The sequence below is a fragment of the Pseudoroseomonas cervicalis genome, assembly GCF_030818485.1.
GTDB lineage: Bacteria > Pseudomonadota > Alphaproteobacteria > Acetobacterales > Acetobacteraceae > Pseudoroseomonas > Pseudoroseomonas cervicalis_A.
In genome coordinates, this window is sequence record NZ_JAUTAJ010000004.1 from 809,750 (window position 1) to 832,656 (window position 22,907).

Annotated in this window: 18 protein-coding genes, 1 tRNA gene and 1 pseudogene; 16 read left to right on the forward strand and 4 right to left on the reverse strand. The window is 71.8% G+C overall.

Features of this window, described 5'->3' with window-relative positions; translation table 11 throughout:
• Positions 1 to 6 precede the first annotated feature (6 nt).
• The 11 genes and pseudogenes from QE401_RS07665 to QE401_RS07715 all read left to right on the forward strand — a co-directional run bounded on the left by QE401_RS07665 (position 7) and on the right by QE401_RS07715 (position 13,846).
• On the forward strand, positions 7 to 1,416 hold the full coding sequence (locus QE401_RS07665; RefSeq protein ID WP_307137644.1) for an MmgE/PrpD family protein: 1,410 nt from the start codon (positions 7 to 9) through the stop codon (positions 1,414 to 1,416).
• The gene (locus QE401_RS07670; protein WP_307137645.1) at positions 1,413 to 2,294 is read left to right on the forward strand and encodes an isocitrate lyase/PEP mutase family protein; all 882 of its coding nucleotides are present in this window, start codon (positions 1,413 to 1,415) and stop codon (positions 2,292 to 2,294) included. The genes QE401_RS07665 and QE401_RS07670 overlap by 4 nt, the downstream gene beginning before the upstream one ends.
• Positions 2,291 to 3,943 carry a hydantoinase B/oxoprolinase family protein gene (locus QE401_RS07675; RefSeq protein WP_307137646.1) on the forward strand — a complete coding sequence of 551 codons (1,653 nt, stop codon included), beginning with the start codon at positions 2,291 to 2,293 and terminating at the stop codon, positions 3,941 to 3,943. Before QE401_RS07670 ends, QE401_RS07675 begins: the two co-directional genes overlap by 4 nt.
• Positions 3,940 to 4,179 (forward strand): annotated as a pseudogene (locus QE401_RS07680) (hydantoinase/oxoprolinase N-terminal domain-containing protein); the annotation flags it as partial. The gene QE401_RS07675 and the pseudogene QE401_RS07680, both read left to right, overlap by 4 nt.
• Before the next feature lie 103 nt (positions 4,180 to 4,282).
• Positions 4,283 to 5,995, forward strand: coding sequence for a hydantoinase/oxoprolinase family protein (locus tag QE401_RS07685; protein ID WP_307137647.1), 1,713 nt, complete (start codon positions 4,283 to 4,285; stop codon positions 5,993 to 5,995).
• Positions 5,992 to 6,606: a cysteine hydrolase family protein gene (locus QE401_RS07690; protein ID WP_307137648.1), complete on the forward strand. Its 615-nt coding sequence runs from the start codon at positions 5,992 to 5,994 to the stop codon at positions 6,604 to 6,606. The genes QE401_RS07685 and QE401_RS07690 overlap by 4 nt, the downstream gene beginning before the upstream one ends.
• Positions 6,603 to 7,991, forward strand: a complete 1,389-nt coding sequence (locus QE401_RS07695) for an FAD-dependent oxidoreductase (RefSeq protein WP_307137649.1) — start codon at positions 6,603 to 6,605, stop codon at positions 7,989 to 7,991. The genes QE401_RS07690 and QE401_RS07695 overlap by 4 nt, the downstream gene beginning before the upstream one ends.
• A gap of 45 nt (positions 7,992 to 8,036) precedes the next feature.
• On the forward strand, positions 8,037 to 9,395 hold the full coding sequence (locus QE401_RS07700) for a hydrolase (RefSeq protein WP_307137650.1): 1,359 nt from the start codon (positions 8,037 to 8,039) through the stop codon (positions 9,393 to 9,395).
• Between the two features lie 156 nt (positions 9,396 to 9,551).
• Positions 9,552 to 10,577: an ABC transporter substrate-binding protein gene (locus tag QE401_RS07705; RefSeq protein ID WP_307137651.1), complete on the forward strand. Its 1,026-nt coding sequence runs from the start codon at positions 9,552 to 9,554 to the stop codon at positions 10,575 to 10,577.
• Entirely contained in the window at positions 10,574 to 12,067 is a 1,494-nt protein-coding gene (locus tag QE401_RS07710) for an amidohydrolase family protein (protein ID WP_307137652.1), read from the forward strand. The genes QE401_RS07705 and QE401_RS07710 overlap by 4 nt, the downstream gene beginning before the upstream one ends.
• A gap of 156 nt (positions 12,068 to 12,223) precedes the next feature.
• Positions 12,224 to 13,846, forward strand: coding sequence for an ABC-F family ATP-binding cassette domain-containing protein (locus QE401_RS07715; protein ID WP_307137653.1), 1,623 nt, complete (start codon positions 12,224 to 12,226; stop codon positions 13,844 to 13,846).
• Positions 13,847 to 13,970: 124 nt separating this feature from the next.
• Here the strand turns inward: QE401_RS07715 and QE401_RS07720 are convergent.
• A tRNA-Ser gene (locus tag QE401_RS07720) sits at positions 13,971 to 14,061 on the reverse strand.
• A 320-nt stretch (positions 14,062 to 14,381) separates the two neighbouring features.
• Here QE401_RS07720 and speD point away from each other — a divergent pair.
• Together speD and speE are read left to right on the forward strand one after the other, a co-directional pair.
• Positions 14,382 to 14,837 (forward strand): adenosylmethionine decarboxylase, encoded by a 456-nt coding sequence (speD, locus tag QE401_RS07725; RefSeq protein WP_307137654.1) that lies wholly within the window; start codon positions 14,382 to 14,384, stop codon positions 14,835 to 14,837.
• A gap of 90 nt (positions 14,838 to 14,927) precedes the next feature.
• A complete protein-coding gene (speE, locus tag QE401_RS07730) occupies positions 14,928 to 15,800 on the forward strand; it encodes a polyamine aminopropyltransferase (RefSeq protein ID WP_307137655.1) in 873 nt (290 codons plus the stop codon).
• Between the two features lie 9 nt (positions 15,801 to 15,809).
• On the opposite strand, the gene QE401_RS07735 is transcribed toward speE, so the two are convergent.
• Entirely contained in the window at positions 15,810 to 16,064 is a 255-nt protein-coding gene (locus QE401_RS07735) for a hypothetical protein (RefSeq protein WP_307137656.1), read from the reverse strand.
• A 142-nt stretch (positions 16,065 to 16,206) separates the two neighbouring features.
• Between QE401_RS07735 and QE401_RS07740 the strand changes: the two genes are divergently transcribed.
• From QE401_RS07740 to recA, 3 genes are all read left to right on the forward strand, one after another.
• Positions 16,207 to 16,455, forward strand: a complete 249-nt coding sequence (locus tag QE401_RS07740; protein WP_307137657.1) for a hypothetical protein — start codon at positions 16,207 to 16,209, stop codon at positions 16,453 to 16,455.
• A gap of 33 nt (positions 16,456 to 16,488) precedes the next feature.
• On the forward strand, positions 16,489 to 18,048 hold the full coding sequence (locus QE401_RS07745; RefSeq protein WP_307137658.1) for an ATP-binding protein: 1,560 nt from the start codon (positions 16,489 to 16,491) through the stop codon (positions 18,046 to 18,048).
• A 179-nt stretch (positions 18,049 to 18,227) separates the two neighbouring features.
• On the forward strand, positions 18,228 to 19,271 hold the full coding sequence (gene recA / locus QE401_RS07750; protein ID WP_307137659.1) for a recombinase RecA: 1,044 nt from the start codon (positions 18,228 to 18,230) through the stop codon (positions 19,269 to 19,271).
• Between the two features lie 96 nt (positions 19,272 to 19,367).
• On the opposite strand, the gene QE401_RS07755 is transcribed toward recA, so the two are convergent.
• Positions 19,368 to 21,920: an AsmA family protein gene (locus QE401_RS07755; RefSeq protein WP_307137660.1), complete on the reverse strand. Its 2,553-nt coding sequence runs from the start codon at positions 21,918 to 21,920 to the stop codon at positions 19,368 to 19,370.
• Positions 21,921 to 21,924: 4 nt separating this feature from the next.
• Positions 21,925 to 22,905 (reverse strand): RluA family pseudouridine synthase, encoded by a 981-nt coding sequence (locus QE401_RS07760; RefSeq protein ID WP_307137661.1) that lies wholly within the window; start codon positions 22,903 to 22,905, stop codon positions 21,925 to 21,927.
• Between the last annotated feature and the right edge of the window lie 2 nt (positions 22,906 to 22,907).

The window sequence follows — 22,907 nt, forward strand, 5'->3', positions numbered from 1 at the left end:
TCCAGTATGAGCATTGTCACGCCCGGGATCCTTCCGGCCTCCGTGCTGCTGCAACAGCGGCGCCCGGATTGGCTGACGGAATGGGGCCGCTTCGCCGCCGGCTTCTCCACCGCCGATCTGCCGCCGGAGGCGCTGCAGCGCGCGCGCTTGGTGCTGCTCGACAGCATCGGTGTCATCGCCGCCGGCATGCAGGAGCCGGAGCTTTCCTCCCTGCTGGCGCAGCCGAACTATGCCGGCGGCGGCTCCGCCATGGCGATCGGCGCGGGGCGCGCGCTGCCGCCGCTGCTCGCCGCCTTCGCCAATGGCACCGCCGGCACCATGCTGGAGCTGGATGAGGGCAACCAGTATGCGCGCGGCCACCCCGCCATCCATGTGGTGCCGGCCGTGCTGGCCGCCGCACCCCGCGATGGCGCGGCGCTGCTGGGCGCCATCGCGCTGGGCTATGAGCTCGGCGCGCGCATCGGCATCGCCAGCAAGCTGCGCGTCACCATGCACCCGCACGGCACTTGGGGCACCCCGGCCGCCTTTTTGTCAGTGGCGCATCTGCGGGGCGCGCAGGCGGAGACGATCATCCAGGGGTTGAACATCGCCTCCAGCTTCGGCCTCTCCACCAGCCGCCGCACCATGCTGGAAGGGGCGACGGTGCGGAACAGCTATGCCGGCTTCTCCAACCAGCTCGGTCTGATGGCCTGGGACCTGGTGCAATCCGGCTTCACCGGCGAGACGGATGGCATCGGCGCCGTCTATGGCGGCATCATCGCCGAGGATTTTTCCCAGTCGACGATGACCGAGGAACTCGGCACGCGCTGGGAGATCGCGCGCAACTACTTCAAGCGCCACGCCGCCTGCCGCTACACCCATGGCGCGCTGGATGCGCTGGCCGAGCTGCGCGAACGTCTGCCGCAGCTGGCGCCGGAGCAGATCGAGCGCATCGAGGTCGACACCTATGTCTGGGCCGCGCAGCTCGACCTGCCGGCGCCCTCCAACATGCTGTCGGCGAAATTCTCCATCCCCTTCGCCCTGGCCACGACGCTGCTGCATGGCAGCGCCAGCGTGCCCGCCTTCCGGCCGCCGGCCCTGCGGAATGAGGCGGTGCGCGCCCTCGCCGCGCGGGTGGTGGTGCGGGAGGATGCGGCGCTGACCGCGCGCCTGCCCGGGCTGCGTCCCGCGCGCGTGGCGCTGATCCTGCGCGACGGCACGCGGCACCAGGCCGAGGTGCTGACCAATCGCGGCGACACCGAGGACCCCTATTCCGAGGACGACATCCTGCAGAAATTCCGCGAATTGGCGGAACCCGTCTGGGGAACAGCGCATGCGACCGCGCTGATCCAGGCGGTGCAGGGCGTCGACCGGACCGGCGGATTGGATGCGCTGACACCCCTCTTGGCGGCACCGCCGCGGAGCCCTGCCCGATGAGCCTGAAAACCAGCCTGGCGAGCGCGGCGCCCGTCGTCGCCCCGGGCGTCTATGACGCGCTGACCGCCAGCATCGCCGCCGATGCCGGCTTTCGCGCCCTCTATGTCTCCGGCGCCGCCATTGCCTATACGCGGCTCGGCCGCCCGGATATCGGCCTGGTCTCGATGACCGAGGTGGCCGAGACGGTCGGGCTGATCCGCGACCGCGTCGGCCTGCCGCTGGTGGTCGATGCCGACAATGGCCATGGCAATGCGCTGAACACCCAGCGCACCGTGCGCATGTTCGAGCGCGCCGGCGCCACCGCCCTGCAGCTCGAGGACCAGACGCTGCCGAAGCGCTGCGGCCACCTCCAGGGCAAGTCGCTGATCTCCGCCGGTGAGATGGCCGGCAAGGTCAAGGCCGCCGTCGATGCGCGCCACAGCGCGGAGACGCTGGTCATCGCCCGCACCGATGCGGTGGCGGTGGAGGGCATGGAGGCGGCGCTGGACCGCGCCCGCCTCTATGCCGAGGCCGGCGCGGATGTCCTCTTCGTCGAGGCGCCGCGCTCGCGCGAGCAGATGGCGCGCATCGCCACCGAGCTCGGCGGGCTGCGCCCGCTGCTGGCCAATATGGTGGAGGGCGGCGACACGCCGATCTCCAGCGCCGCCGCGCTCGGCGAGATGGGCTTCCGCCTGGTGATCTTCCCCGGCGGCATCGTCCGCGCGCTGGCGCATACGGCGCGCGACTACTACGCCTCGCTGGCGGCACATGGCAGCAACCAGCCCTTCGCCGAACGGATGTTCGATTTCGGCGCGCTGAACGCGCTGATCGGCACGCCGGAGATGCTGGCGCTGGGCGAAACCTACGCGGATTTCGAACGCAAGGAGGGCACGGCGTGAGCGCCATCGACCCCGTCACCCTCGCCATCCTGAAGGGGCGGCTGGAGCAGATCGCGGACGAGATGGACGCGACGCTGTATCGCTCCGCCTTCAACCCGATCATCGCCGAGGCACGCGACGCCTGCCACGGCTTCTACCATGCCGAGACCGGCGAGACCCTGGTGCAGGGCGCCAACGGCCTGCCGATCTTTGTCGGCGCCATGGCCTTCGCCGTGAAGGCGGTGATCGACAAGGTCGCCGCCGGCGATGCGGTGCAGGAGGGCGACACCTTCCTGTTCAACGACCCCTATGATGGCGGCACCCATCTGAATGATTTCCGCCTGGTGCGGCCGATCTTCCGCGGCGGCAGGCTGTTCTGCTGGATGGCCTCCGTCGGCCATTGGCTGGATATCGGCGGCAATGTCCCCGGCGGCTACAACCCCAAGGCCACCGAGAGCTTCCAGGAAGGCGTGCGCTTCCCGCCCGTGCGGCTGATCAGCCAGGGGCGGATGAACCAGGATTTGCTCGACATCCTGGCGGCCAATTCGCGCGTGCCGGATTCCAACTGGGGCGATCTGAACGGCCAGCTCAACGCGCTCGATCTCGGCGAGCGGCGCTTCGCCGCGCTGCTCGACGAATATGGCGAGGCGGTGCTGGGCCAGGCCTTCGACGCCTTCTCGGCCCGCGCCGAGGCGATGATGCGCGCCGCCATCGCCAGCCTGCCCGACGGGCTCTACAGCTTCGAGGACGTGCTGGACAATGATGGCATCAGCGACGAGACGCTGACCATCGCGCTCGACCTGACCATCGCCGGCGAGACCATGGCGCTGGATTTCTCCCGCTCCTCGCCGCCGGTGCAGGGGCCGGTGAACATCGCCCGCTCCACCGCCATCGCCGCCTGCTATGTGGCGCTGAAGCACGTCTTCACCGAGGTTCCGGCCAATGCCGGCTGCTTGCGGCCGATTACTTTCAGTGTGCCCGACACCACCTTGCTGGGCGCCAAGGCGCCACGCCCGGTGGCGGGCTACACCGAGACCATCCTGCGCCTCATCGGTGTCATCTTCGGCGCGCTGGCCAAGGCCGATCCGGCGCGCGCCACCGCCGCGCCCTTCGGCACCATCAACGCGCTGTCGCTGGCCGGGCATCGGCCCGATGGCTCGCGCTGGGTGATGTTCTCCTTCTTCGGCGGCGGCCTCGGCGGCAATCCGGAGAGCGACGGGCTCAGCCACGCCAACAACCCGATCTCCACCGCCACCATCCCGCCGGTGGAGATCCTGGAGGCCGCCTATCCCGTGCTGTTCCGCCAATGGGCGCTGCGGCCGGATTCGGCGGGGCAGGGCGCGCATCGCGGCGGGCTCGGCGCGGTCTATGAGATCGAGCCGCTGACCGATGCGCGCGTCTCGCTGCTGGGCGAGCGCGGCAAGGCGGCGCCCTTCGGTGTCTCCGGCGGCACGCCGGCGGCGCTGAACCGCTTCACCTGGACCGATGAAGCCGGCGCGCATCACCCGCCCATGGTGTCCAAGATCACCGATATCGCGCTGAAGGCCGGGCACAGCGTGAAGCTGGAAACACCTGGCGGCGGCGGCTGGGGCGACCCGGCGCAGCGCAACCCGGAAAAGGCCGCGCGCGACCGCCGGCTGGGCTATGTGACGGAGAACGGCGCGGCATGAGCGCGACCATTGTTGGCGTCGATGTCGGCGGCACCTTCACCGATCTCTTCTGCTATGACGAGGCGGCGGGAAGCTTCCGCACCGCCAAGGTGCCATCCAACCGCGGCGATGAGGCGGTGGGTTTCCTGGAAGGGCTGAAGAGCTTCGGCCCCGTGGCGCAGCTCGCCTCCGTGGTGCATGGCACCACCGTCGGCACCAATGCGCTGCTGGAGCGCAAGGGCGCGAAGGTCGGGCTGATCACCACGCGCGGCTTCCGTGACGTGCTGGAGATGCGCCGCCGCGACCGCCTCCACACCTGGGGCCTCTGGGGCGATTTTTCTTCCCGTCGTCGATCGCGATATGCGGCTGGAGGTCAGCGAGCGCATTTTGGCCGATGGTTCGGTCCGCCAGGCGGTGGATGCCGCCGAGGTGCAGGCGGCGGTGCGCCAGCTGATCGCCCAGGGGGCGGAGGCGCTGGCCATCGTCTTCATCAACGCCTATGCCAATCCGGCGAACGAGCAGGCGGCGCTCGAGGCAGCGCGCGCCATCTGGCCCGGCGAGACCATCGCCTGCTCGACCCAGATCCTGCCCGAGATCCGCGAATTCGAGCGGACCTCGACCACCGCGCTGAACGCCTATCTGCAGCCTGTCGTCGGCTCCTATCTCGGCAAGCTCGACAAGGCCCTGGCGGGGGAGGGCTTCACCGGCCAGTTCCACATCGTGCAGTCGAATGGCGGCGTGATGTCCACCGCCACGGCGCGGCGCCTGCCGGTGCGCACGGCGCTCTCCGGCCCGGCCGCCGGTGTAATCGCCGCCGCCGCCATCGCGCGGGAGGCGGGCTTCCCGGATGTCATCACCGGCGATCTCGGCGGCACCTCCTTCGATGTCTCGCTGGTGGTGGGGGGCGGCACGGCGCTGGCGGCGCAGACCACCATCGATTTCGGCCTGGTCATCCGCACGCCGATGATCGAGATCAGCACCATCGGCGCCGGCGGCGGCTCCATCGCCCATGTCGATGCCGGCGGGCTGCTGCAGGTGGGTCCCGAGAGCGCCGGCTCCCGCCCCGGCCCGGTCTGCTACGGCCAGGGCAACACGCGGCCGACGCTGACGGATGCCAATGTCGTGCTCGGCCGCATCAATGCCGAGCGGCCGATCGGCGGCAAGCTGGCGCGCCTCGATGTCGAGGCGGCGAAATCCGCGATCCTCGAGCATGTCGGCCGCCCGCTGGGGCTCGACGCCATGGCGGCGGCGGAGGCCATTCTGCGCGTGGCCAATGCGCGCATGGCCGGCGCCATCCGGCTGGTCTCCATCGAGCGCGGGCACGACCCGTCGCGCTTCGCCGTGGTGCCCTTCGGCGGTGGCGGCGCGCTGCACACCGGCGCGCTGATCCGCGAGGTCGGGCTGAAGGCGGCGCTGGTGCCGCGCTTCCCCGGCGTCACCTCGGCGCTGGGCTGCGTCATCGCCGATATCCGGCACGACCAGGTGCAGACGGTGAATCTGACGCTGGACGCGCTGGACGAGGCCGCGCTCGACCGCCGCATGGTGGCGGAGGCCGCTTCCGCCCGTGCCGTGGTGGAGGCGGCGGGCCTCGCCGTCGAGCGCATCGACACGGTGTTCGAGCTGGACATGCATTATGCCGGCCAGACCCACACCGTCGCCGTGCCGCTGCCGGTCGAGGTCAGGGATGGCAGCACGGGCCTCTCCCGCGCCATCGTGCGGCAGGCTTTCGAGCGTGCCTACCAGACCAGCTTCTCCCGCCTGCTGCCGGGGCTTGGCGTGCGCATCGTCAATCTGCGCACGGCGGCGATCGGCCGGCGGCCGCGCTTCGATCTCGGCCTGCTGAAGCCCGAGCCGGGCGCCAGCATCGAGGCCGCCCGGCGCGGCAGCCGCCCGGTCTGGTTCGAGGGCGCCTGGCATGACACCGCCATCTATGCCCGGCTGGAGCTGCCGGAGGGTGCGACCATCCCGGGCCCGGCCATCCTGGAGCAGCCGGACGCCACCACCGTGGTCGATCCCGGCCTGGTGGCGCGGGTGGACCATCTGGGCAACATCATCGTGGAGCGCGCCGCATGAGCCACGAACCGATCCCCGCCAGCGAGACGGCGCTGCTGATCGTCGATCTGCAGAATGATTTCATCCACCCCGACGGCGCCTATGCGCGCGGCGGCCAGGGCGACCCTTCCATCGCCGCCCTGCCGGGCAGGCTGAAGCCCCTGGCGGACGCCATCCGGAAGAAGAATGGCTGGGTGGTCTCCACCCAGTTCACCCTGGTGCCGGGCAAGGGGGGCGAGCCGATGATCTCGCCGCATCTGAAGGCGCTGCGGCCCTTCCTGCGCAAGGGCGATTTCTGCCCCGGCGCCTGGGGCCACCAGCTGGTGGATGAATTGCAGCCGGCCGATCTCTCGGTCGAGAAGCTGGCCTATTCCGCCTTCTACATGACCCGGCTGGAATGGGTGCTGCGCAAGGCCGGCGTCCGCAAGCTCTATGTCGGCGGCATCGTCACCAATGGCGGCGTCGCCTCGACGGTGCGGGACGCGCATGTGCGCGACATCGATGTGACGGTGCTGGAGGATGGCTGCGCCGCCTTCGGCGCCGAGACGCATGCGACGGCCATCGCGGCGCTGCGCCCGGTCGCCCGCATCGCCAGCATCGCCCAGGCCATGGCGGAGCTGGAGGCGGCATGAGCATCCTGCCCGCCAACGGCGTCGAATTCGAGCTGACCCTGCCGGTCGTCATCATCGGCGCCGGCGCCGCCGGGCTGGTCGCGGCGCTGGCGCTGCGCGAGGCCGGGCAGGAGGTGCTGGTGCTGGAGCGCGACCCGGTGCCGCGCGGCTCCACCGCCCTCTCCGCCGGGCTGATCCCGGCCCCCGGCACGCGCTGGCAGAAGGCGGCGGGGGAGGAGGATGGCCCGACCCTCTTCGCCGCCGATATTCTGGCCAAGGCCGGCGGCGAGCCCGACCCGGCGCTGGTCGAGGCGCTGGCGGCCCGCATCGGCCCGGTGCTGGAATGGCTGGCCGACCGGCATGGGCTGGATTTCTCGGTGATCACCGATTTCCGCTATCCCGGCCATTCCGCCTGCCGCATGCACGGCCTGCCCAGCCGCTCCGGCGAGGAGCTGGTGGACCGGCTGCGCGAGGCTGCCGAGGCGGCCGGGGTGGAGATCCTCTGCGAGGCGCAGGTCACCGCGCTTTATGCCGGCCCCGATGGCCGCATCCATGGCCTGGCCTTCCGCCGCCCCGATGGCAGCGAGGAGCGGCTGGGTTGCGACGCGCTGATCCTCGCCTGCAACGGCTATGGCGGCAATCCGGCGCTGGTGGCCGAGCATGTGCCGCTTCTCTCCGGCGCGCTGTATTTCGGCCATGCCGGCAATCAGGGCGACGCGCTGCTCTGGGGCCAGGCGCTGGGGGCGGCGACGCGGCATCTCTCCGGCCATCAGGGGCATGGCTCGGTGGCGCATCCGATCGGCATCCTGATCTCCTGGGCCACCATGACCCAGGGCGGCATCCAGGTGAATCTGGAGGGAAGCCGCTTCGCCGATGAAAGCCATGGCTATTCCGAGGCCGCCGCCCTGGTGCTGCAGCAGCCCGAAGCCGTGGCCTGGAGCCTATTCGACGAGCGCATCGCCGGCATCGCCCGGCAGTTCGAGGATTTCCGCCAGGCCGAGGCCGCCGGGGTGGTGCTGAGCGCGCCCGACATCGCCGCCCTGGCGGCGGCGACGAAACTGCCCGAGGCCGCGCTGCGGGCGACGCTGGCGGAGGTTGAGCGCCTCAAGGCCGATGGCGCGACGGATGGTTTCGGCCGCGACTTCGCCGGGGTGGCGCCGTTGACGCCGCCCTATCGCGCCGTGCGCGTCACCGGGGCGCTGTTCCACACCCAGGGCGGGCTGGTGGTGGATGCGTCGGCGCGGGTGCTGCGGCCGGATGGTTCGGCGCTGCCCAATCTCTTTGCTGCCGGCGGCGCCGCCTGCGGCGTCTCCGGCAGCCGGGCGGAGGGCTATCTCTCCGGCAATGGGCTGCTGACGGCGGTGGCGCTGGGCCATGCGGCGGGGGAGGCGGCGGGGCGCGCCTGACCGCTTCCCCTGCCGCGCATTCCCTGCTGTGCTGCGCGCATGGGAATGAAACGCCGAGACCTGCTGCTGGCGGCCGCCTTGGCGCCGCTGGCCGCCCCCGCCCTGCGGCCCGGCCGCGCCTGGGCCCAGTCCGCGCCAGCCGCCATGCCGCCGGTGCTGTTCATCCATGGCAATGGCGACCAGGCGGCGCTGTGGCAGACCACCCTCTGGCGCTTCGAGAGCCAAGGCGTGCCGCGCGGCCGCCTCGCCGCGCTGAACCTGCCGGACCCGCTGGCGCGCGACGATGACGGGGTGGCGCAGCCGCGCCGCTCCTCCTCCGCCGATTTCACCGCCGCGGTGGCGGAGGCGGTGGCGGCGCTGCGCGCCTCGGCCGGCGCCGGGCGCGTCGCGCTAGTGGGCAACAGCCGCGGCGGCTACCCGATCCGCGACTTCGTGCTGCATGGGGGCGGCGCGGCGCAGGTCTCGCACGCCGTGCTCTGCGGCACGCCCAACCGGGGCGTCTATGACTGGCCGGAGACCCGCAACCGCGAATTCAACGCCCAGTCCGAGCTGCTGCGGAAGCTGAATGGCGGCGAGAGCGATGTAGTGCCCGGCACGCAGTTCCTGACGCTGCGCAGCGACGGCAATGACGTCTATGCCCAGGCGGATGGCTTCGCCCTCGGCCAGCCCGGCCGGCCGACCGGCACCGGCCCGGCGGGGCCGGAGCTGCGCGGCGCCACCAACCTGGTGCTGGGCCAGCTCGACCACCGCGAAATCGCCTACCACCCGCGCGCCTTCCGCGAGATGTTCCGCTGGATCGCCGGGCGGGAGCCGGAGCGCATCGCCATCCTGCCCGAGGCGCGGCCGGTGCTGAACGGCCAGGTCACCGGCACACCGGGCGGCGTGCCGACCAACCGCCCGGTCGAGGGCGCGCAGGTGGACATCTGGCGCACCGACCCCGAGACCGGCGCGCGGCTGGGCGAGGCGCTGCTGCGCCGCAGGACCGGCGCGGACGGGGTGTGGGGGCCGGTGGAGGTCAGCCCGGACTGGGCGCTGGAATTCGTCGTGGCGGCCCCTGGCCATCCCACCACGCATCTCTACCGCGCGGGCTTTCCGCGCTCCTCCGATATCGTGCATCTGCGCCCGGCGCGGCCGCTCACCGAACAGGACCGGGCTTCGGGGGCGGTGCTGCTCTTCACCCGGCCGCGCGGCTATTTCGGCCTGCCGCGCGACGCCATCATCCTGGATGGGCGGGAGCCCGCGGACATCCCGCGCGGCCTGGCGCGCAGCGCCACCGCCACGCTGCGGGCGCCGGCGGAGCGCCTCGGCCAGCCCGTGACGGCGCAGTTCAACGAGGAGCGGATCGTGGCGCGGCTCTGGCCGGTGTCGGAGGGGCGCATCAGCGTGGCCGAGCTGACCGGCTGAGCCATGGCGCGGCGAGGCGGCCGGAAAGCTGGACAGGCCTGCCCGCTTTCTGTGCAATGGCGGCGCTGGCGCTGCCAGGGGCAGCGCCGCGCCGCCGGCCGCCGCGGCTGGTCCGCCTTTTGCACAGCCAGGCTCCGCCCATGCCGGAGAGACGCCATGACCGAGCCCACCCGTAAGCTGCCCCGCCGCCTGCTGCTGGGCGCCGCCCTGGCCGCGCCGGCGCTGCACGCCGCCCGCGCCCAGGCGCCGCTGCGCTTCAGCCTGGACTGGGCGCTGCAGGGCAACCACGCCATGTTCTCGCTCGCCGACGACCATGGGCTGTACCGGCGCGAGGGGCTGTCGGTGCGCATGGATCGCGGCTTCGGCTCGGGCGATGCGCTGGTGAAGGTGGGGTCCGGCACCTATGACATGGGCTTCGCCGATTTCTCCGGCGCGGTGAAGTTCAACGCCGAATACCCGCAGAACCGGCTGGTGATGATCTACCCGGTCTTCGACCGCACCGCCGCCGCCATCGTCACCCTGCGCGGCCGCGGCATCGAGAAGCCGCAGGATGTCGCCGGCCGCCATCTCGGCGCGCCGGAAGGCGAGGGGAGCCGCATGCTGTTCCCCGCCTTCGCCCGCGTCGCCGGCATCGATACGGGCCGCATGCGCTGGACCTCCATGGCCGCCAATCTGCGCGACACCATGCTGCGCACCGGCCAGGTGGATGCCGTCAGCGGCTTCCTCTTCACCGTGCATTTCAACCTGGTGGGCCTCGGCATTCCGGAGGACCAGATCCTCGGCTGGCCCTATGCCGAGCATGGGCTGGACCTGCTGGGCTCCGGCCTGTTCGCCCGCGCCGACTGGCTGGAGCGCAATGGCGAGACGGCGGCGAAATTCGTCCGCGCCTCGATGGGCGGGCTGAAGCTGCTGCTGAACGACGTGCCGGCCGGCATGGCCTCGCTGAAGAAGCGCGAGCCGCTGTTCGACGAGGCGCTGGAGAGCCGCCGCTTTGCCATGACGCGGGATCGGTCCATCATCACGCCCAACAGCCGGGAGGGCGGGCTCGGCGTGCTCGACATGGCGCGCGCCACGCAGCTGGTGCGGGTCAATGCCGAGGCCTATGGCATCCAGAACCCGCCGGAGGCCGCCAGCATGTTCACCGACCGCTATTTGCCGCCGCGCTCCGAGCGCATGCTGTGACGCACCGCCTGCTGCTGCGCGGCGCCCGTGTCCTGGCGCCGGATGCCCTCTCCGCGCCGCTCGCCGATATCCTGGTCGAAGGCGACCGCATCGCCGCCCTGCTGCCGCCGGGCAGCGCCGTCGAGGATGCGGAGATCTTCGAGGCCGGAAACCGCCTGGTGATCCCGGGCCTGGCCAATGGCCACACCCATGGCCATGGCGGCCTGGCCAAGGGCTCGGGCGACAAATGGGATCTGGCGCTGCTGCTGGCCCATGCCCCCTGGGTGGGCGGCGGGCGCGGCCTTGCCGACAAGAAGCTCTCCGTCCAGCTCAATGCGGTGGAGCTGCTGAAGAAGGGTTGCACCGCCGCCTTCGACCTGCCGGCCGAATTCCCCGGCCCGACGCCGGAGGGGCTGGAGGCGATGGCCGAGGCCTATGCCAGTGTCGGGCTGCGCGCCGTGCTGGCGCCGATGGTGGCCGACCTGACCTTCTTCGAGGCGACGCCCGGGCTGGTGGATGCCCTGCCCGAGGCGCAGCGCGCGCGTGCCGCATCGATGCGCATGGCCCCCGCCGCCGAGACCCTGGCGACGCTGCACAGCGCCGCGAAGGGATGGCGGCACGGCGCCGCCGGCATCGCTCTCGGCCTCGGCCCGACCATCCCGCTGCATGGCTCGCAGGAGTTCCTGCGGGGATGCGCGGCTCTGGCAGAGGAATTCGGGCTGCGGGTGCAGAGCCATGTGGCGGAGGCGCGCTACCAGGCCGCCGCCGGCGAGCAGCTTTATGGCGGCGCCACCCTGCTCGAGCACATGGACCGGATGGGGCTGGTCGGGCCGCGCTTCTCGGTGGCGCATGGCGTCTGGCTGACCCAGGGCGATCTGGAGCTGCTGGCGCGGCGCGGGGCTGGGCTGTCGCACAATCCCGGCGCCAATATGCGCCTGGCCTCCGGCATCGCCCCCGCCCGCGCGGCGCTGCGCGCGGGCGTCACGCTGGGCATCGGCACCGATGGCTCCTCCTCCTCCGACAACCAGAACATGTTCGAGGCGATGCGCCTGGCCGCCTTCGCCTCCCGCCTCTGGGAGGAGGCGGAGGAGGCAGATTGGCTCGGCACCGCCGAGACATTCCGGCTGGCCACCGCCGGCTCCGCCGCGCTGATGGGCATCGAGGCGGGGGAGATCGCGCCCGGCAGGCTCGCCGATCTGGTGCTGCTCGACCTCGGCCACATCAACTGGATGCCCTTCAACGACGCCGCCAACCAGCTGGTCTGGACCGAGGATGGCAGCGCCGTGACCGATGTCATGGTGGGCGGCGCCTGGAAGCTGCGCGACCGCCGCGTGCTGGGGCTGGACGAGGCGAAGCTGGCCGCCGAGGCCCAGGCCGCGGCCGACCGGCTGCGCGCCGCCAATGCGGGGGCGCGGGAATGGTGCGAGGCGATCGCCCCGCATATCGCCTGCCATTGCCGGGCGCTGGCGCGCGGCTGGACCCGCTCCCGCCGGCTGCTGCGGGCGGAGTGAAGGGGCGGGCAGGGGCCGTCCGCCCCTGCCGCGCCAGGCGGTTCAACCCGGCGCGTCCAGCGGGCGATTCAACGGGGCGATTCGGCGGCAGGGGCCGGGCTGTGCCATAAGCCCGCCCGCAGACGCCTCCCCCCACGCCAGACCGTCCCGGGACCCATGATCCGCCTCGACAACATCAGCAAGCAGAACGGCCAGCAGCTCCTCTTCATCGAGGCCTCGGCGGCGCTCCAGCGCGGCGAGAAGATCGGCCTGGTCGGGCCCAATGGCGCCGGCAAATCCACCCTGTTCCGCATGATCACCGGGCAGGAGCCGCCGGATGAGGGCCAGGTGGTGGTCGATCGCGGCGTCTCCATCGGGCTGTTCAGCCAGGATGTGGGCGAGATGTCCGGCCGCAGCGCGGTGGCCGAGGTGATGGACGGCGCCGGCGCGGTGAGCGAGGTGGCCGCCGAGCTGGCCGAGCTGGAAGCGGCCCTGGCCGATCCCGACCGCGCCGATGAGATGGACAGCCTGATCGAGCGCTTCGGCGAGGTGCAGGGCCGTTTCGAGGCGCTGGGCGGCTATGCGCTGGAGGGCCGCGCGCGCGAGGTGCTGGCCGGGCTCAGCTTCAGCCAGGAGATGATGGAGGGCGATGTCAGCCGCCTCTCGGGCGGCTGGAAGATGCGCGTGGCGCTGGCCCGCATCCTGCTGATGCGCCCCGATGTCATGCTGCTGGACGAGCCGAGCAACCATCTCGACCTCGAAAGCCTGATCTGGCTGGAGAATTTCCTGCGCGGTTATGATGGCGCGCTGCTGATGACCTCGCACGACCGCGAATTCATGAACCGGATCGTCAACAAGATCCTGGAGATCGATGGCGGCACGCTGACCTCCTACACCGGCAATTACGAATTCTACGAGCAGCAGCGGGCGCTGAACGAGAAGCAGCAGCAGGCGCAGTTCGAGCGCCAGCAGGCGATGCTGGCCAAGGAGATCGCCTTCATCGAGCGGTTCAAGGCGCGCGCCTCGCACGCCGCGCAGGTGCAGAGCCGGGTCAAGAAGCTGGAGAAGATCGACCGCGTCGAGCCGCCCAAGCGCCGGCAGAGCGTCTCCTTCGAGTTCCAGCCGGCGCCGCGCTCGGGCGACGATGTGGTGAAGCTGCGCGGCGTGTCGAAGCGCTACGGCCAGCGCAGCATCTATGACGGGCTGGACCTGCTGGTGCGGCGGCGCGAGCGCTGCTGCGTGCTGGGCGTCAATGGCGCCGGCAAGTCGACCCTGCTGAAGCTGGTGGCCGGCGCTACCGCGCCAGATGAGGGCAGCGTGACGCTCGGCGGCAGCGTGAAGATGGGCTATTTCGCCCAGCACGCCATGGAGCTGCTGCAGGGCGACCGCACCATCTTCGAGACACTTGAAGAAAATTTCCCGCGCGCGACGCAGGGTTCGCTGCGGGCGCTGGCCGGCTGCTTCGGCTTCTCCGGTGACGAGGTGGAGAAGAAGTGCCGCGTGCTGTCGGGCGGCGAGAAGGCGCGGCTGGTGATGGCGATGATGCTGTACGATCCGCCGAACTTCCTGGTGCTGGACGAGCCCACCAACCATCTGGACATGGCCACCAAGGAGATGCTGGTGGCGGCGCTGGCCGATTACGAGGGGACGATGCTGTTCGTCTCGCATGACCGCCACTTCCTGGCGGCGCTGTCCAACCGGGTGCTGGAGCTGACGCCGGAGGGCCTGCATCAGTATGATGGCGGCTACACCGAATATGTCGCCCGCACCGGGCAGGAGGCGCCGGGGCTGCGCAGCTGACGCCGCCGGATCGCGGCGCCGCCAGCGGGCGGCGCCGCGATGCGCCTCTGGCGACTGGCCACGAAAAAAGGCCCCTCGCGGGACCTTTGCGGACCGGCCAGGTCCGGTGGACTCGGTCGGTCAATGGCGGATGGGGTGGGATTCGAACCCACGATACCCTTTTGAGGTATACACACTTTCCAGGCGTGCGCCTTCGACCACTCGGCCACCCATCCAGCGCAGGCGGCGGGGTATAGCAGCCTTTTGGCGGCCGGCAAGGGGTTTCGCGCGGCCAAGTTGCAGCCGGAATGATGCAGCCGGTCGGGACCGGAGATTTTCCGAAGCCCCCCAGGGGGTCACCGCCGGCCTTCCGGACCCTCCCAGGGGCTTGCACGGCGAGACACGCGCTATACGCAGGAACGACCCGCGATTTTTTCGGCCTCCAGGTCCCGATTTTCCTTGCAGGGGGGGAGGGTGTTGCCCCATATGCGCCGCCGTTGACCTGATCGATCACGATCACCCTGGTCATCTTCTGGTGGGAAGGAGCCCGCAAATCATGGACGCTCTCGTTTCTCCGCTGGGGATGGTCTCGGATAACAGCCCGAGCGAAGCCCAGTCTGTTGATACTCACGGCGAGGCGAAGGATTACTTCGTCGAGCGTGATGGTGTGCGCTTTGCCGGCACGCATCTGATCGTCGATCTGTGGGGTGCCACGAATCTCGACGATCCCGCGCATATCGATTCCGTCCTGCGCGAGGCCGCGATCGAGACCGGCGCGACCATCCTGCACGGCCATTTCCACCACTTCTCCCCGAATGGTGGCGTCTCCGGCGTGCTGGTCCTGGCCGAGAGCCATGTCTCGATCCACACCTGGCCGGAGCGGGCCTATGCCGCGCTGGACATCTTCGTCTGCGGCATCTGCAACCCGTACAACGCGGTGCCGGTGCTGAAGAAGGGCTTCCAGCCCGAGCGCGTGCAGCTGGCCGAGCACAAGCGCGGCCTGATCGGCTGACGCCCGCCTGACACTCGCCTGTCACGTGACGCAGCGGGGGGCGGGACCTTAGGGTCCCGCCCTCTTCGTATCTTCCCGAGGATTTCCCTGATGCCGACCGATTCCTGGGTCAACGAGACCCTGTACCCCGATTGGGGCCAGCGCTTCCTGGTGAAGCGCGAGCTCGCCCGCGTGCAGAGCGAGTTCCAGGACATCATGATCTTCGAGAGCTACAGCCATGGGCGCGTCATGCTGCTCGACGGCGTCACGCAGATCACCGAGAAGGACGAGTTCGTCTATCAGGAGATGCTGACCCATGTGCCGCTGCTGGCGCATGGCGAGGCCAGGCGCGTGCTGATCATCGGCGCCGGCGATGGCGGCGTGCTGAAGCGCGTGCTGCAGCACCGCGATGTCGAGAAGGCCGTGATGGTCGAGATCGATGGCGAGGTGATCCGTCTCTGCAAGGAGCACATGCCCGACATCGCCGGCGACGCCTGGAATGATCCGCGCGCCGAGGTGATCGTGGGCGACGGCATCGACTATGTGCGGAAAGCGCCGGCCGGCAGCTTCGACGTCGTCATCGTCGATTCGACCGACCCGATCGGCGTGGGCGAGGTGCTGTTCACCGACGAGTTCTATGCCAATGCGGCGCGGCTGCTGTCGGATCGCGGGCTGATCGTCAACCAGTGCGGCGTGCCGGCGATGCAGGCCGAGGAGCTGGCCGAGACCTCGCTGCGCCGGGGCAAGGTGTTCCCGGACATCTGGGCCTATGTCGCCGCGGTGCCGACCTATGTCGGCGGCTTCATGACGCTGGGCTGGGCGGCCAAGGACGCGACGCTGCGTCAGGTGGACACCGCCACCATCCGCGCCCGCGCCGAGGCGGCCGGCATTCTGGGCCAGACGCAGTACTGGACGCCGGAGATCCACACCGGCGCCTTCAACCTGCCGCCCTATATCAGCAAGCATCTGCCGAAGCAGGGCTGAGGCGCGGCCTCAGCCGGTGTGCGGGCGGGGCAGGAGGGCCAGCAGGCTCTCCAGCTCCGCCCGCAATGCGTAGAGGGCCTGGCGCGCCTCCCTCCCGCAGGCGGGGGGCAGCGCCAGGGCGGCGGCGCAGAGCGGGGCGATGTCCTGCTCCAGCCCCGCCAGATCGACGCGGCGGCCGGATTGGGCCAGGGCGCGCGCCAGGCTCAGCGTGGTGCGCAGCGATTCGGCGGTGGCCAGCACGGCCTGCAGGGAGGCGGACGCCATCGCCACAGGCTGGGCCGGCACGGTTAACGGACCCTTTAGCTGCGGTGCCGCTCCGCCTGTCCCGGGTCGGCTTTAACCTCCTCCTAAGCGAGGCCGCCTAGTCTCTGGCGCTTCTGCGGAGGCCGCCCGATGGACATGCCCGATGGACATGAATGAAGCGCTCCGGCTGGTGGCCGCCAACATGGCCGCCCAGTCGCACCGGCTGCTCGGCATGGCGCAGCAGCTGAACCGCAGCGCCGCCCTGGCCGAGGAGGAGGAGGCGCTGCCCGGCTGGGGCGCCGCCGCCGAGGAGGCGGAGCCCGCCCCGGCCAGCCAGGAGAGCCTGGCCTCGCTGCGCACCAGCCATCAGCTGCTGGGCGAGGCGATCGCGCTGCTCGAAGGTGATGGCTGACATCACGCTTCCGTGATGTTACGCTCGCGCATCATGCGCCTCCGACCCCCCTGGGGTGCGGCCTCGACCAAGGCCCAGCCCGCCTTCCTCGCGCTGCTCTCCGGGCTGGCGGAGCCGGCGCTGTGGCTGGATGCGTCGGGCCAGGTGAAGCAGGGCAATGCGGCGCTGCGCCAGGCGCTGGGGCCGTCCCTGCCGGTGAAGCCCGGCCTGCCGGTGGAACGGCTCTTCGCCGCCGCCGACCGGGAGGCGCTGCGGCACTGGCTGGAGGGGGGCGCCACGCCTGCCGCGCTGCGCCTGGCGGCGCCGGAGGGCGGGCAGGGCATGCCGGTGGCGCCGCATCGCATCGCGTTGCCGGAGGGCGGCGGCGTGCTGGTGCTGCGCGACCTGACCCAGGATCGCGCCATGGCCGACCGGGTGGCGGAGGGCGACCGGCTGCAGGCGCTGGGCGTGCTGGCGGGCGGCATCGCGCATGACTTCAACAACCTCCTGGCGGTGGTGCTGGGCGCCACCGAGGATGCGGTGCGGCTGGCCGGCCCCGATGCGCCGCCCGCCCTGCTGGCCGAGCTGGCGCAGGTGCAGGAGGCCGCCGGGCGCGGCGCCGCGCTGGTGCGGCAGATGATGGCCTATGCGCGGCAGCAGGTGCTGGCGCCGCGCCTGGTGAACCTGAACGCGGCGGTGGAGAGCATGGCGCAGCTGCTGCGGCCGCTGCTCGGCCGCTCGGTGTCGCTGGTGGTGGAGCTGGATTCGCCCGGGCGCATGGTGCGCATCGACCCGACCCAGCTGGACCGCGTGCTGATGAACCTGGCGATGAACGCCCGCCAGGCCATGCCGCGCGGCGGCCGGCTGGTGCTGCGCACCGGGCGCGCCCTGCTGCTGCAGCCGCAGCGGGAGGGGGCGGAGCGCATCCCCGCCGGGCGCTGGACGGTGCTGGAGGTCGAGGATAGCGGCGAAGGCATTCCCCCCGCCATCCTGCCGCGCATCTTCGAGCCCTTCTTCACCGGGCGTGGCCCGCAGGGCGGCACCGGCATGGGGCTGGCCACGGTGCATGGCATCGTCCGGCAATCCGGCGGCTATGTCAGCGTGCGCAGCCGGCCGGGCGAGGGCGCCCTGTTCCGCATCCTGCTGCCGCGGGTCGAGGACGCGGCCGAGCCGGCCGCGACGCCGGCCTCGGCCCTCGCCGCCGGCGCCGCGGCCCCGGGGCGGCTGCTGCTGGTCGAGGACGAGGCGCCGCTGCGCCGCCTGGCCGAGCGCGCCCTGGCCCGGGCCGGCTGGGCGGTGATGGCGGCGGAGGATGCCGAGAGCGCGCTGGCGCTGGTGGAGGCGGCTGCCGAACCGCCGGCGCTGCTGGTCAGCGATGTCGTGATGCCGGGCATGGACGGCGTCGCGCTGGCCGCCCAGCTGCGGGAACGGTTTCCGGGGCTTCCGGTGCTGCTGGTGAGCGGCTATGCGCCTTCCATGGTGGAGCAGGGGCTCCCTGGCGGGGCGCTGCATTTCCTGGCCAAGCCCTATCGCCCGGCCGAGCTGGTGGAGGCGGCGCGGCGCGCGGCGGGTGCCGAATCCCCCTTGCAGAACGATGCTGTTGTGAACATATAGCGAACAAGAATTCCGGGCCGTCCTGCCGGGTTTCGCTTGCGACGCGCAGGACAGGCCAGGAAGAGTGCGTTTCAGGAGAGGGCGTCCTTCCCGCTTGGCAGTCCCTTCCCTTGCTGGGAAGCTGCATGGCGCGGCAGACACCCGTTGAGAGACAGCCGAAGGGCAAAGGGGTTCCCAGAATGGACAAGAACAAGGCGCTGGACGCCGCGCTGAGCCAGATCGAGCGGGCCTTCGGCAAGGGCTCGATCATGCGCATGGGCGCCAAGCAGCAATCCGACGAGGTGGAGGTGATCCCGACCGGCTCGCTCGGGCTGGATCTGGGGCTTGGCATTGGCGGCCTGCCGCGCGGCCGTATCGTCGAGATCTATGGCCCCGAGAGCTCGGGCAAGACGACGCTGGCGCTGCATGCCATCGCCGAGGCGCAGAAGCGCGGCGGCACCTGCGCCTTTGTCGATGCCGAGCACGCGCTGGACCCCGGCTATGCCCGCAAGCTGGGTGTCGATGTCGACAACCTGCTGATCAGCCAGCCGGATGCCGGTGAGCAGGCGCTGGAGATCGCCGACACGCTGGTGCGCTCCGGCGCGGTCGATGTGCTGGTGGTCGATTCGGTCGCCGCGCTGGTGCCGCGTGCCGAGCTCGAGGGCGAGATGGGCGACAGCCATGTCGGCCTGCATGCCCGCCTGATGAGCCAGGCGCTGCGCAAGCTGACCGGCTCTGTCGCCCGCTCCAACACGCTGCTGATCTTCCTGAACCAGATCCGCCTGAAGATCGGCGTGATGTTCGGCAATCCGGAGACCACGACGGGCGGCAACGCGCTGAAGTTCTACGCCTCGATCCGTCTCGAGATCCGCCGTGTCGGGCAGATCAAGGATCGCGAGGAGGTGGTCGGCAACCAGACCCGCGTGAAGGTGGTGAAGAACAAGATGGCCCCGCCGTTCCGGCAGGTCGAGTTCGACATCATGTATGGCGAGGGTGTGTCGAAGGTGGGCGAGCTGCTCGATCTCGGCGTGAAGGCCGGGGTGGTGGAGAAGTCCGGCGCCTGGTTCAGCTGCGACAGCCAGCGCATCGGCCAGGGGCGCGAGAACGCGAAGCAGTTCCTGCGCGACAATCCGTCGATGGCGGAGAGCATCGAGCAGCGGATCCGCGCCCAGGCCGGCCTGGTGACCAGCGCGATGATGGCCGGCCCCGAAAGCGAGCCGGACGACGCCGCCGCCGCCGAGTGAGCGGGAGCCGGCCGCCAGCGGCGGCCGGCCCTGACAGAGAAAAGAAGGGGTCCAGGGGAATTCATTCCCCTGGATCCTTTCTGTTTTTCAGAACCGCTACCGCCCCAACAACCCCCGCAGCAGATCCATCGGATTGCTGCGTTCCTGGCTGTTGCGCCGCTGCGGCGCCTCGGCCGGCACCGGGCCGCCGCGCCCGTTGCGCGCCACGGCCAGTTGCTGCGCGCAATCCGGCAGGCTGCCGGCCTGACGCCCGGCCAGCTGCTGCGCCAGCTGCCCCAGGATGCCGCCCTGCCCATCGCGCTGCCGCGCCACCAAGTCGCCGACGATGCCGGCGGCCGCTTCCGGCACGCCCGCCGGATCGAGCCGGTAGCTGGGCGACGCGAAGCTGCCGCCCACCAGCACCGGCGCGGAGAGGCCGAGACCGCCCAGGCGGATCTGCGGCAGCAGGCGCAGCGCCAGGCGCTCCTCGCGCAGGTCGATCTCGCCGCTGCCGACGACATCAGCCAGCGAGGTTTCCACCAGCATGGCCTGCGGCCGGGCGATGCCGTCGCGCAGCTGCAGGCGCAGCGCTAGGCAGCGCAGGGCGGTGCTGCCATCGGTCGGCGCGTTGGGCAGCAGCAGGCGGCGCAGATCACCGGCCAGCGAGGCGATCAGCCGGTTGTCGATCTGGCCATTGGCCATGGCCAGGGCCAGGACGCCATTGCCGCTGGCCGCCAGGGCGCGCGGCGTGCCGCCCTGGGCCGTCAGATCGGCCTCGACTTCCAGCCGGCCGCTGCCCTGGGGCGGCAGGCCATAGGCCTGCAGCATCGGCCGCAGGTCCAGCCCGCCCCCCTCATGCCGCAGGGTCAGGGCGAGGCGCGGCGGCGAGGGGGCGCCGTCCACCGCCAGGCGGCCATTGACGCGGCCGCCCGGCAGGGTGGCGCCGAAGGGTTCCAGCCCCAGCCTGCCCTCGGCCAGCTTCAGCGGCGCGCGGAGGTCGCGATAGGTCACGCCGCCCGCCACCAGCTCGGCGATGGTGAGCGGCACATCGGCATCCAGCGCCTGCAGCAGGGCGAAGGGCAGCGGCCAGTCGGGGATGACACGGCGCGGCCCGGCGGGGGCGGCGGCAGGCGGGCGCGGCGGCACGGCCGGCAGCTGCGGCGCGGCCCCGTCCGGCGCCGCGGGGCTGGCCGCCGGCACGGCGGGGGGCGGCTGCAGCAGCGCGTCCAGATCCAGGCGCTGCGCCGCCAGCCGCCCGGTCAGGGCAGGGCGGCCGGAGAGGGTCAGCGCCGCCTCGCCCTCCAGCACCGCCTGGCGGGATTGCAGGCGCAGCCCGTCCAGCGCCAGGCGCTGCGGCGCCAGGGCGAGGCCGGTGGCGAGCCGGGCCTCGGTCAGGCGGGGGCCGGGCAGGGCGAAGGCGCGCAGCCAGGGGGCGCTGTCGGCCAGGCCGCCATTCAGGCCGCCGGCGAAGGCCAGGGGCTGCAGGCTCTGAAGCTGCCCTTCCAGGGTGAGATCCTGGCCTTCGCCGCGCAGCGCCAGGCGCAGCGGCCAGGGACCGTCGCCCAGCAGGGCGGGGAGCGGCGGCAGGCTGCCCTCGGCCTGCAGCGCGATGCCGCGCAGGGACAGGGCGGCGTTCAGCGCCAGGGGCTGGTCCGGTGCCGGCTGGGTCAGCCGCGTGGCGCCCAGGCGCAGCCCGGGCAGCCAGGCGCCGGCCTCCAGCGTCGCCAGCTTCAGCGCGGCCGAGCGCAGCAGCGGCAGGGCGCCGGGGCCGGCATCCTGCAGCTCCGCCGTCAGGTCCAGGCCGGTCGCCTCGGGCAGGGTGACGCCGCGCAGGAAGGGCGCCAGCCGTGCCGCGCGGTCGGCGGTGGCGTTGAGCGACAGGCGCCAGCCGGCGCCCGCCTCGGGCTGCGCCACCGCGCCATCGGCCACCAGCTGGATGCCGGGCGCGGCGAGCGCCAGGCGCAGCGGCCAGTCGCCGCCGGCGGTGGCGCCGAGCAGCCGCGGCAGCGGGCCGCTATTGCCCTCCGCCGCCACGGTGACGCCGCGGAAGCCCAGCTGCCCCTGGAAGCGCATCGGCGCCTCGGGGCCCGGGGCCTCCAGCGCCCAGCGGCGGATCTCCAGCGTCTCGGCCACGCCGCGGCTGGCATCGCGCCAGCTCAGCTTGCCGCCCTCGATCTCGATGGCGGCGATGGTCAGGCCGAGCGGCTCGGAACCGCCGGTGGCGGGGGAGGAGGGCTGGGCCGGCTGGGCGCTGCGGGGCGGGCCGAAGCGCCAGTTGGAGCGGCCCTCGGCATCCAGCTCCAGCAGCAGGTCGGGCTCGATCAGCGTCAGCCGCTCGAAGGCCAGCTGGCGGCGCAGCAGCGGCAGCAGGGCCAGCTCAGCCTCGACGCGGCGGGCGGTCAGCATCTCCGGCCGGCTGCCGCCCGGCGCATTGGCCAGGGTGACGCCGCGCAGCGTCACGGTGGGCACCAGGGAGAGCTTGATGCCGACGGGCCCGGACAGCGTCAGGCTGCGGCCGGTGGCCTGCTCGACGGCGGCGATCAGGCGCGGGCGCAGCACCTCGTCGCGCAGCAGCAGGTTCAGCCCGACCCAGCCGGCGGCGGGCAGGGCGATGGCGACGCCAAGGACGATCAGCGCGGCGCGGCCACGCCGGCGGCGGGGCAGGGCCATGCGGTCAGCCCCGGCGCTTCGGCGCGGTGTTGCGCGGCTTCTCGAAGCCCAGCGTGGCGAAGCTCTCCACCATGTGCGGCGGCAGCGGCGCCGTCACCTCCAGCGTGCCGCCCTCGGGGTGGGGCACCACGATGCGGCGGGCATGCAGGTGCAGGGCGTTGGACATGCCCTCCAGATGCGCCGCCTGGCCGCCATACTTGCCATCGCCCAGGATTGGGCAGGACAGCGCCGCGGCGCAGTGGACGCGCAGCTGGTGGGTGCGGCCGGTCAGCGGCCGCAGCTCCAGCCAGGTGGCGTGGCGGCGGGCGACGTCGACCGTGTCGAACTCGGTGATGGCATGGGCGCCGTCGCGGCCCTCGGCCGGGACCACACGCTCGCCCATCGGGCCGCCGCCCTGTTTGGCCAGGCGCATGTCGATGCGGCCGCCCTGGTATTGCGGCTGGCCGACCACGATGGCCCAGTAGGTCTTCTCGGCATCGCGGCCGCGGAAGGCCTTGGCCAGGAAGCCGGCGGCCGAGGCGTCGCGCGCCAGCAGGATGACGCCGGAGGTGTCGCGGTCCAGCCGGTGCACCAGGCGCGGGCGTTCCTCCTTCTCGAAGGTCAGCGCGTCCAGCATCCCGTCCAGGTGCTTCTTGATGTTCGGCCCGCCCTGCACCGGCAGGCCATGCGGCTTGTTCAGCGCGATGATGTAATCGTCGCGGTAGAGGATCATCGCCTCCAGCGCCTTGGCATCCTCGGCCGAGACCTGGCGGTCGCGCGCCACCGGCTCCGGCGCCGGGCCCTCGGGCAGCGGCGGGATGCGGATCTCCTGGCCGCGGGCCAGGCGGGTGTTGGCCTCGGCGCGTTTGCCGTCGACGCGGATCTGGCCGGTGCGCAGCATCTTCTGCAGCGCGCCCTGGGTCAGCTGGGGGAAGTGCCGGCGGAACCAGCGGTCCAGTCGGGAATCGGCGTCCGCGGCGTGGACGGTGCGGTGCTGGATGGTCATGG

Bases quoted from the DNA above. Each gene is read 5' to 3' on its own strand.
- speD (WP_307137654.1), top strand. From the start codon at position 14,382: ATGGACGCTCTCGTTTCTCCGCTGGGGATGGTCTCGGATAACAGCCCG.
- QE401_RS07705 (WP_307137651.1), top strand. From the start codon at position 9,552: ATGACCGAGCCCACCCGTAAGCTGCCCCGCCGCCTGCTGCTGGGCGCC.
- QE401_RS07670 (WP_307137645.1), top strand. From the start codon at position 1,413: ATGAGCCTGAAAACCAGCCTGGCGAGCGCGGCGCCCGTCGTCGCCCCG.
- QE401_RS07700 (WP_307137650.1), top strand. From the start codon at position 8,037: ATGAAACGCCGAGACCTGCTGCTGGCGGCCGCCTTGGCGCCGCTGGCC.
- QE401_RS07690 (WP_307137648.1), top strand. From the start codon at position 5,992: ATGAGCCACGAACCGATCCCCGCCAGCGAGACGGCGCTGCTGATCGTC.
- QE401_RS07735 (WP_307137656.1), bottom strand. From the start codon at position 16,064: ATGGCGTCCGCCTCCCTGCAGGCCGTGCTGGCCACCGCCGAATCGCTG.
- QE401_RS07760 (WP_307137661.1), bottom strand. From the start codon at position 22,905: ATGACCATCCAGCACCGCACCGTCCACGCCGCGGACGCCGATTCCCGA.
- recA (WP_307137659.1), top strand. From the start codon at position 18,228: ATGGACAAGAACAAGGCGCTGGACGCCGCGCTGAGCCAGATCGAGCGG.
- QE401_RS07745 (WP_307137658.1), top strand. From the start codon at position 16,489: ATGCGCCTCCGACCCCCCTGGGGTGCGGCCTCGACCAAGGCCCAGCCC.
- QE401_RS07755 (WP_307137660.1), bottom strand. From the start codon at position 21,920: ATGGCCCTGCCCCGCCGCCGGCGTGGCCGCGCCGCGCTGATCGTCCTT.
- QE401_RS07665 (WP_307137644.1), top strand. From the start codon at position 7: ATGAGCATTGTCACGCCCGGGATCCTTCCGGCCTCCGTGCTGCTGCAA.
- QE401_RS07715 (WP_307137653.1), top strand. From the start codon at position 12,224: ATGATCCGCCTCGACAACATCAGCAAGCAGAACGGCCAGCAGCTCCTC.
- QE401_RS07685 (WP_307137647.1), top strand. From the start codon at position 4,283: ATGCGGCTGGAGGTCAGCGAGCGCATTTTGGCCGATGGTTCGGTCCGC.
- QE401_RS07740 (WP_307137657.1), top strand. From the start codon at position 16,207: ATGGACATGAATGAAGCGCTCCGGCTGGTGGCCGCCAACATGGCCGCC.
- speE (WP_307137655.1), top strand. From the start codon at position 14,928: ATGCCGACCGATTCCTGGGTCAACGAGACCCTGTACCCCGATTGGGGC.
- QE401_RS07695 (WP_307137649.1), top strand. From the start codon at position 6,603: ATGAGCATCCTGCCCGCCAACGGCGTCGAATTCGAGCTGACCCTGCCG.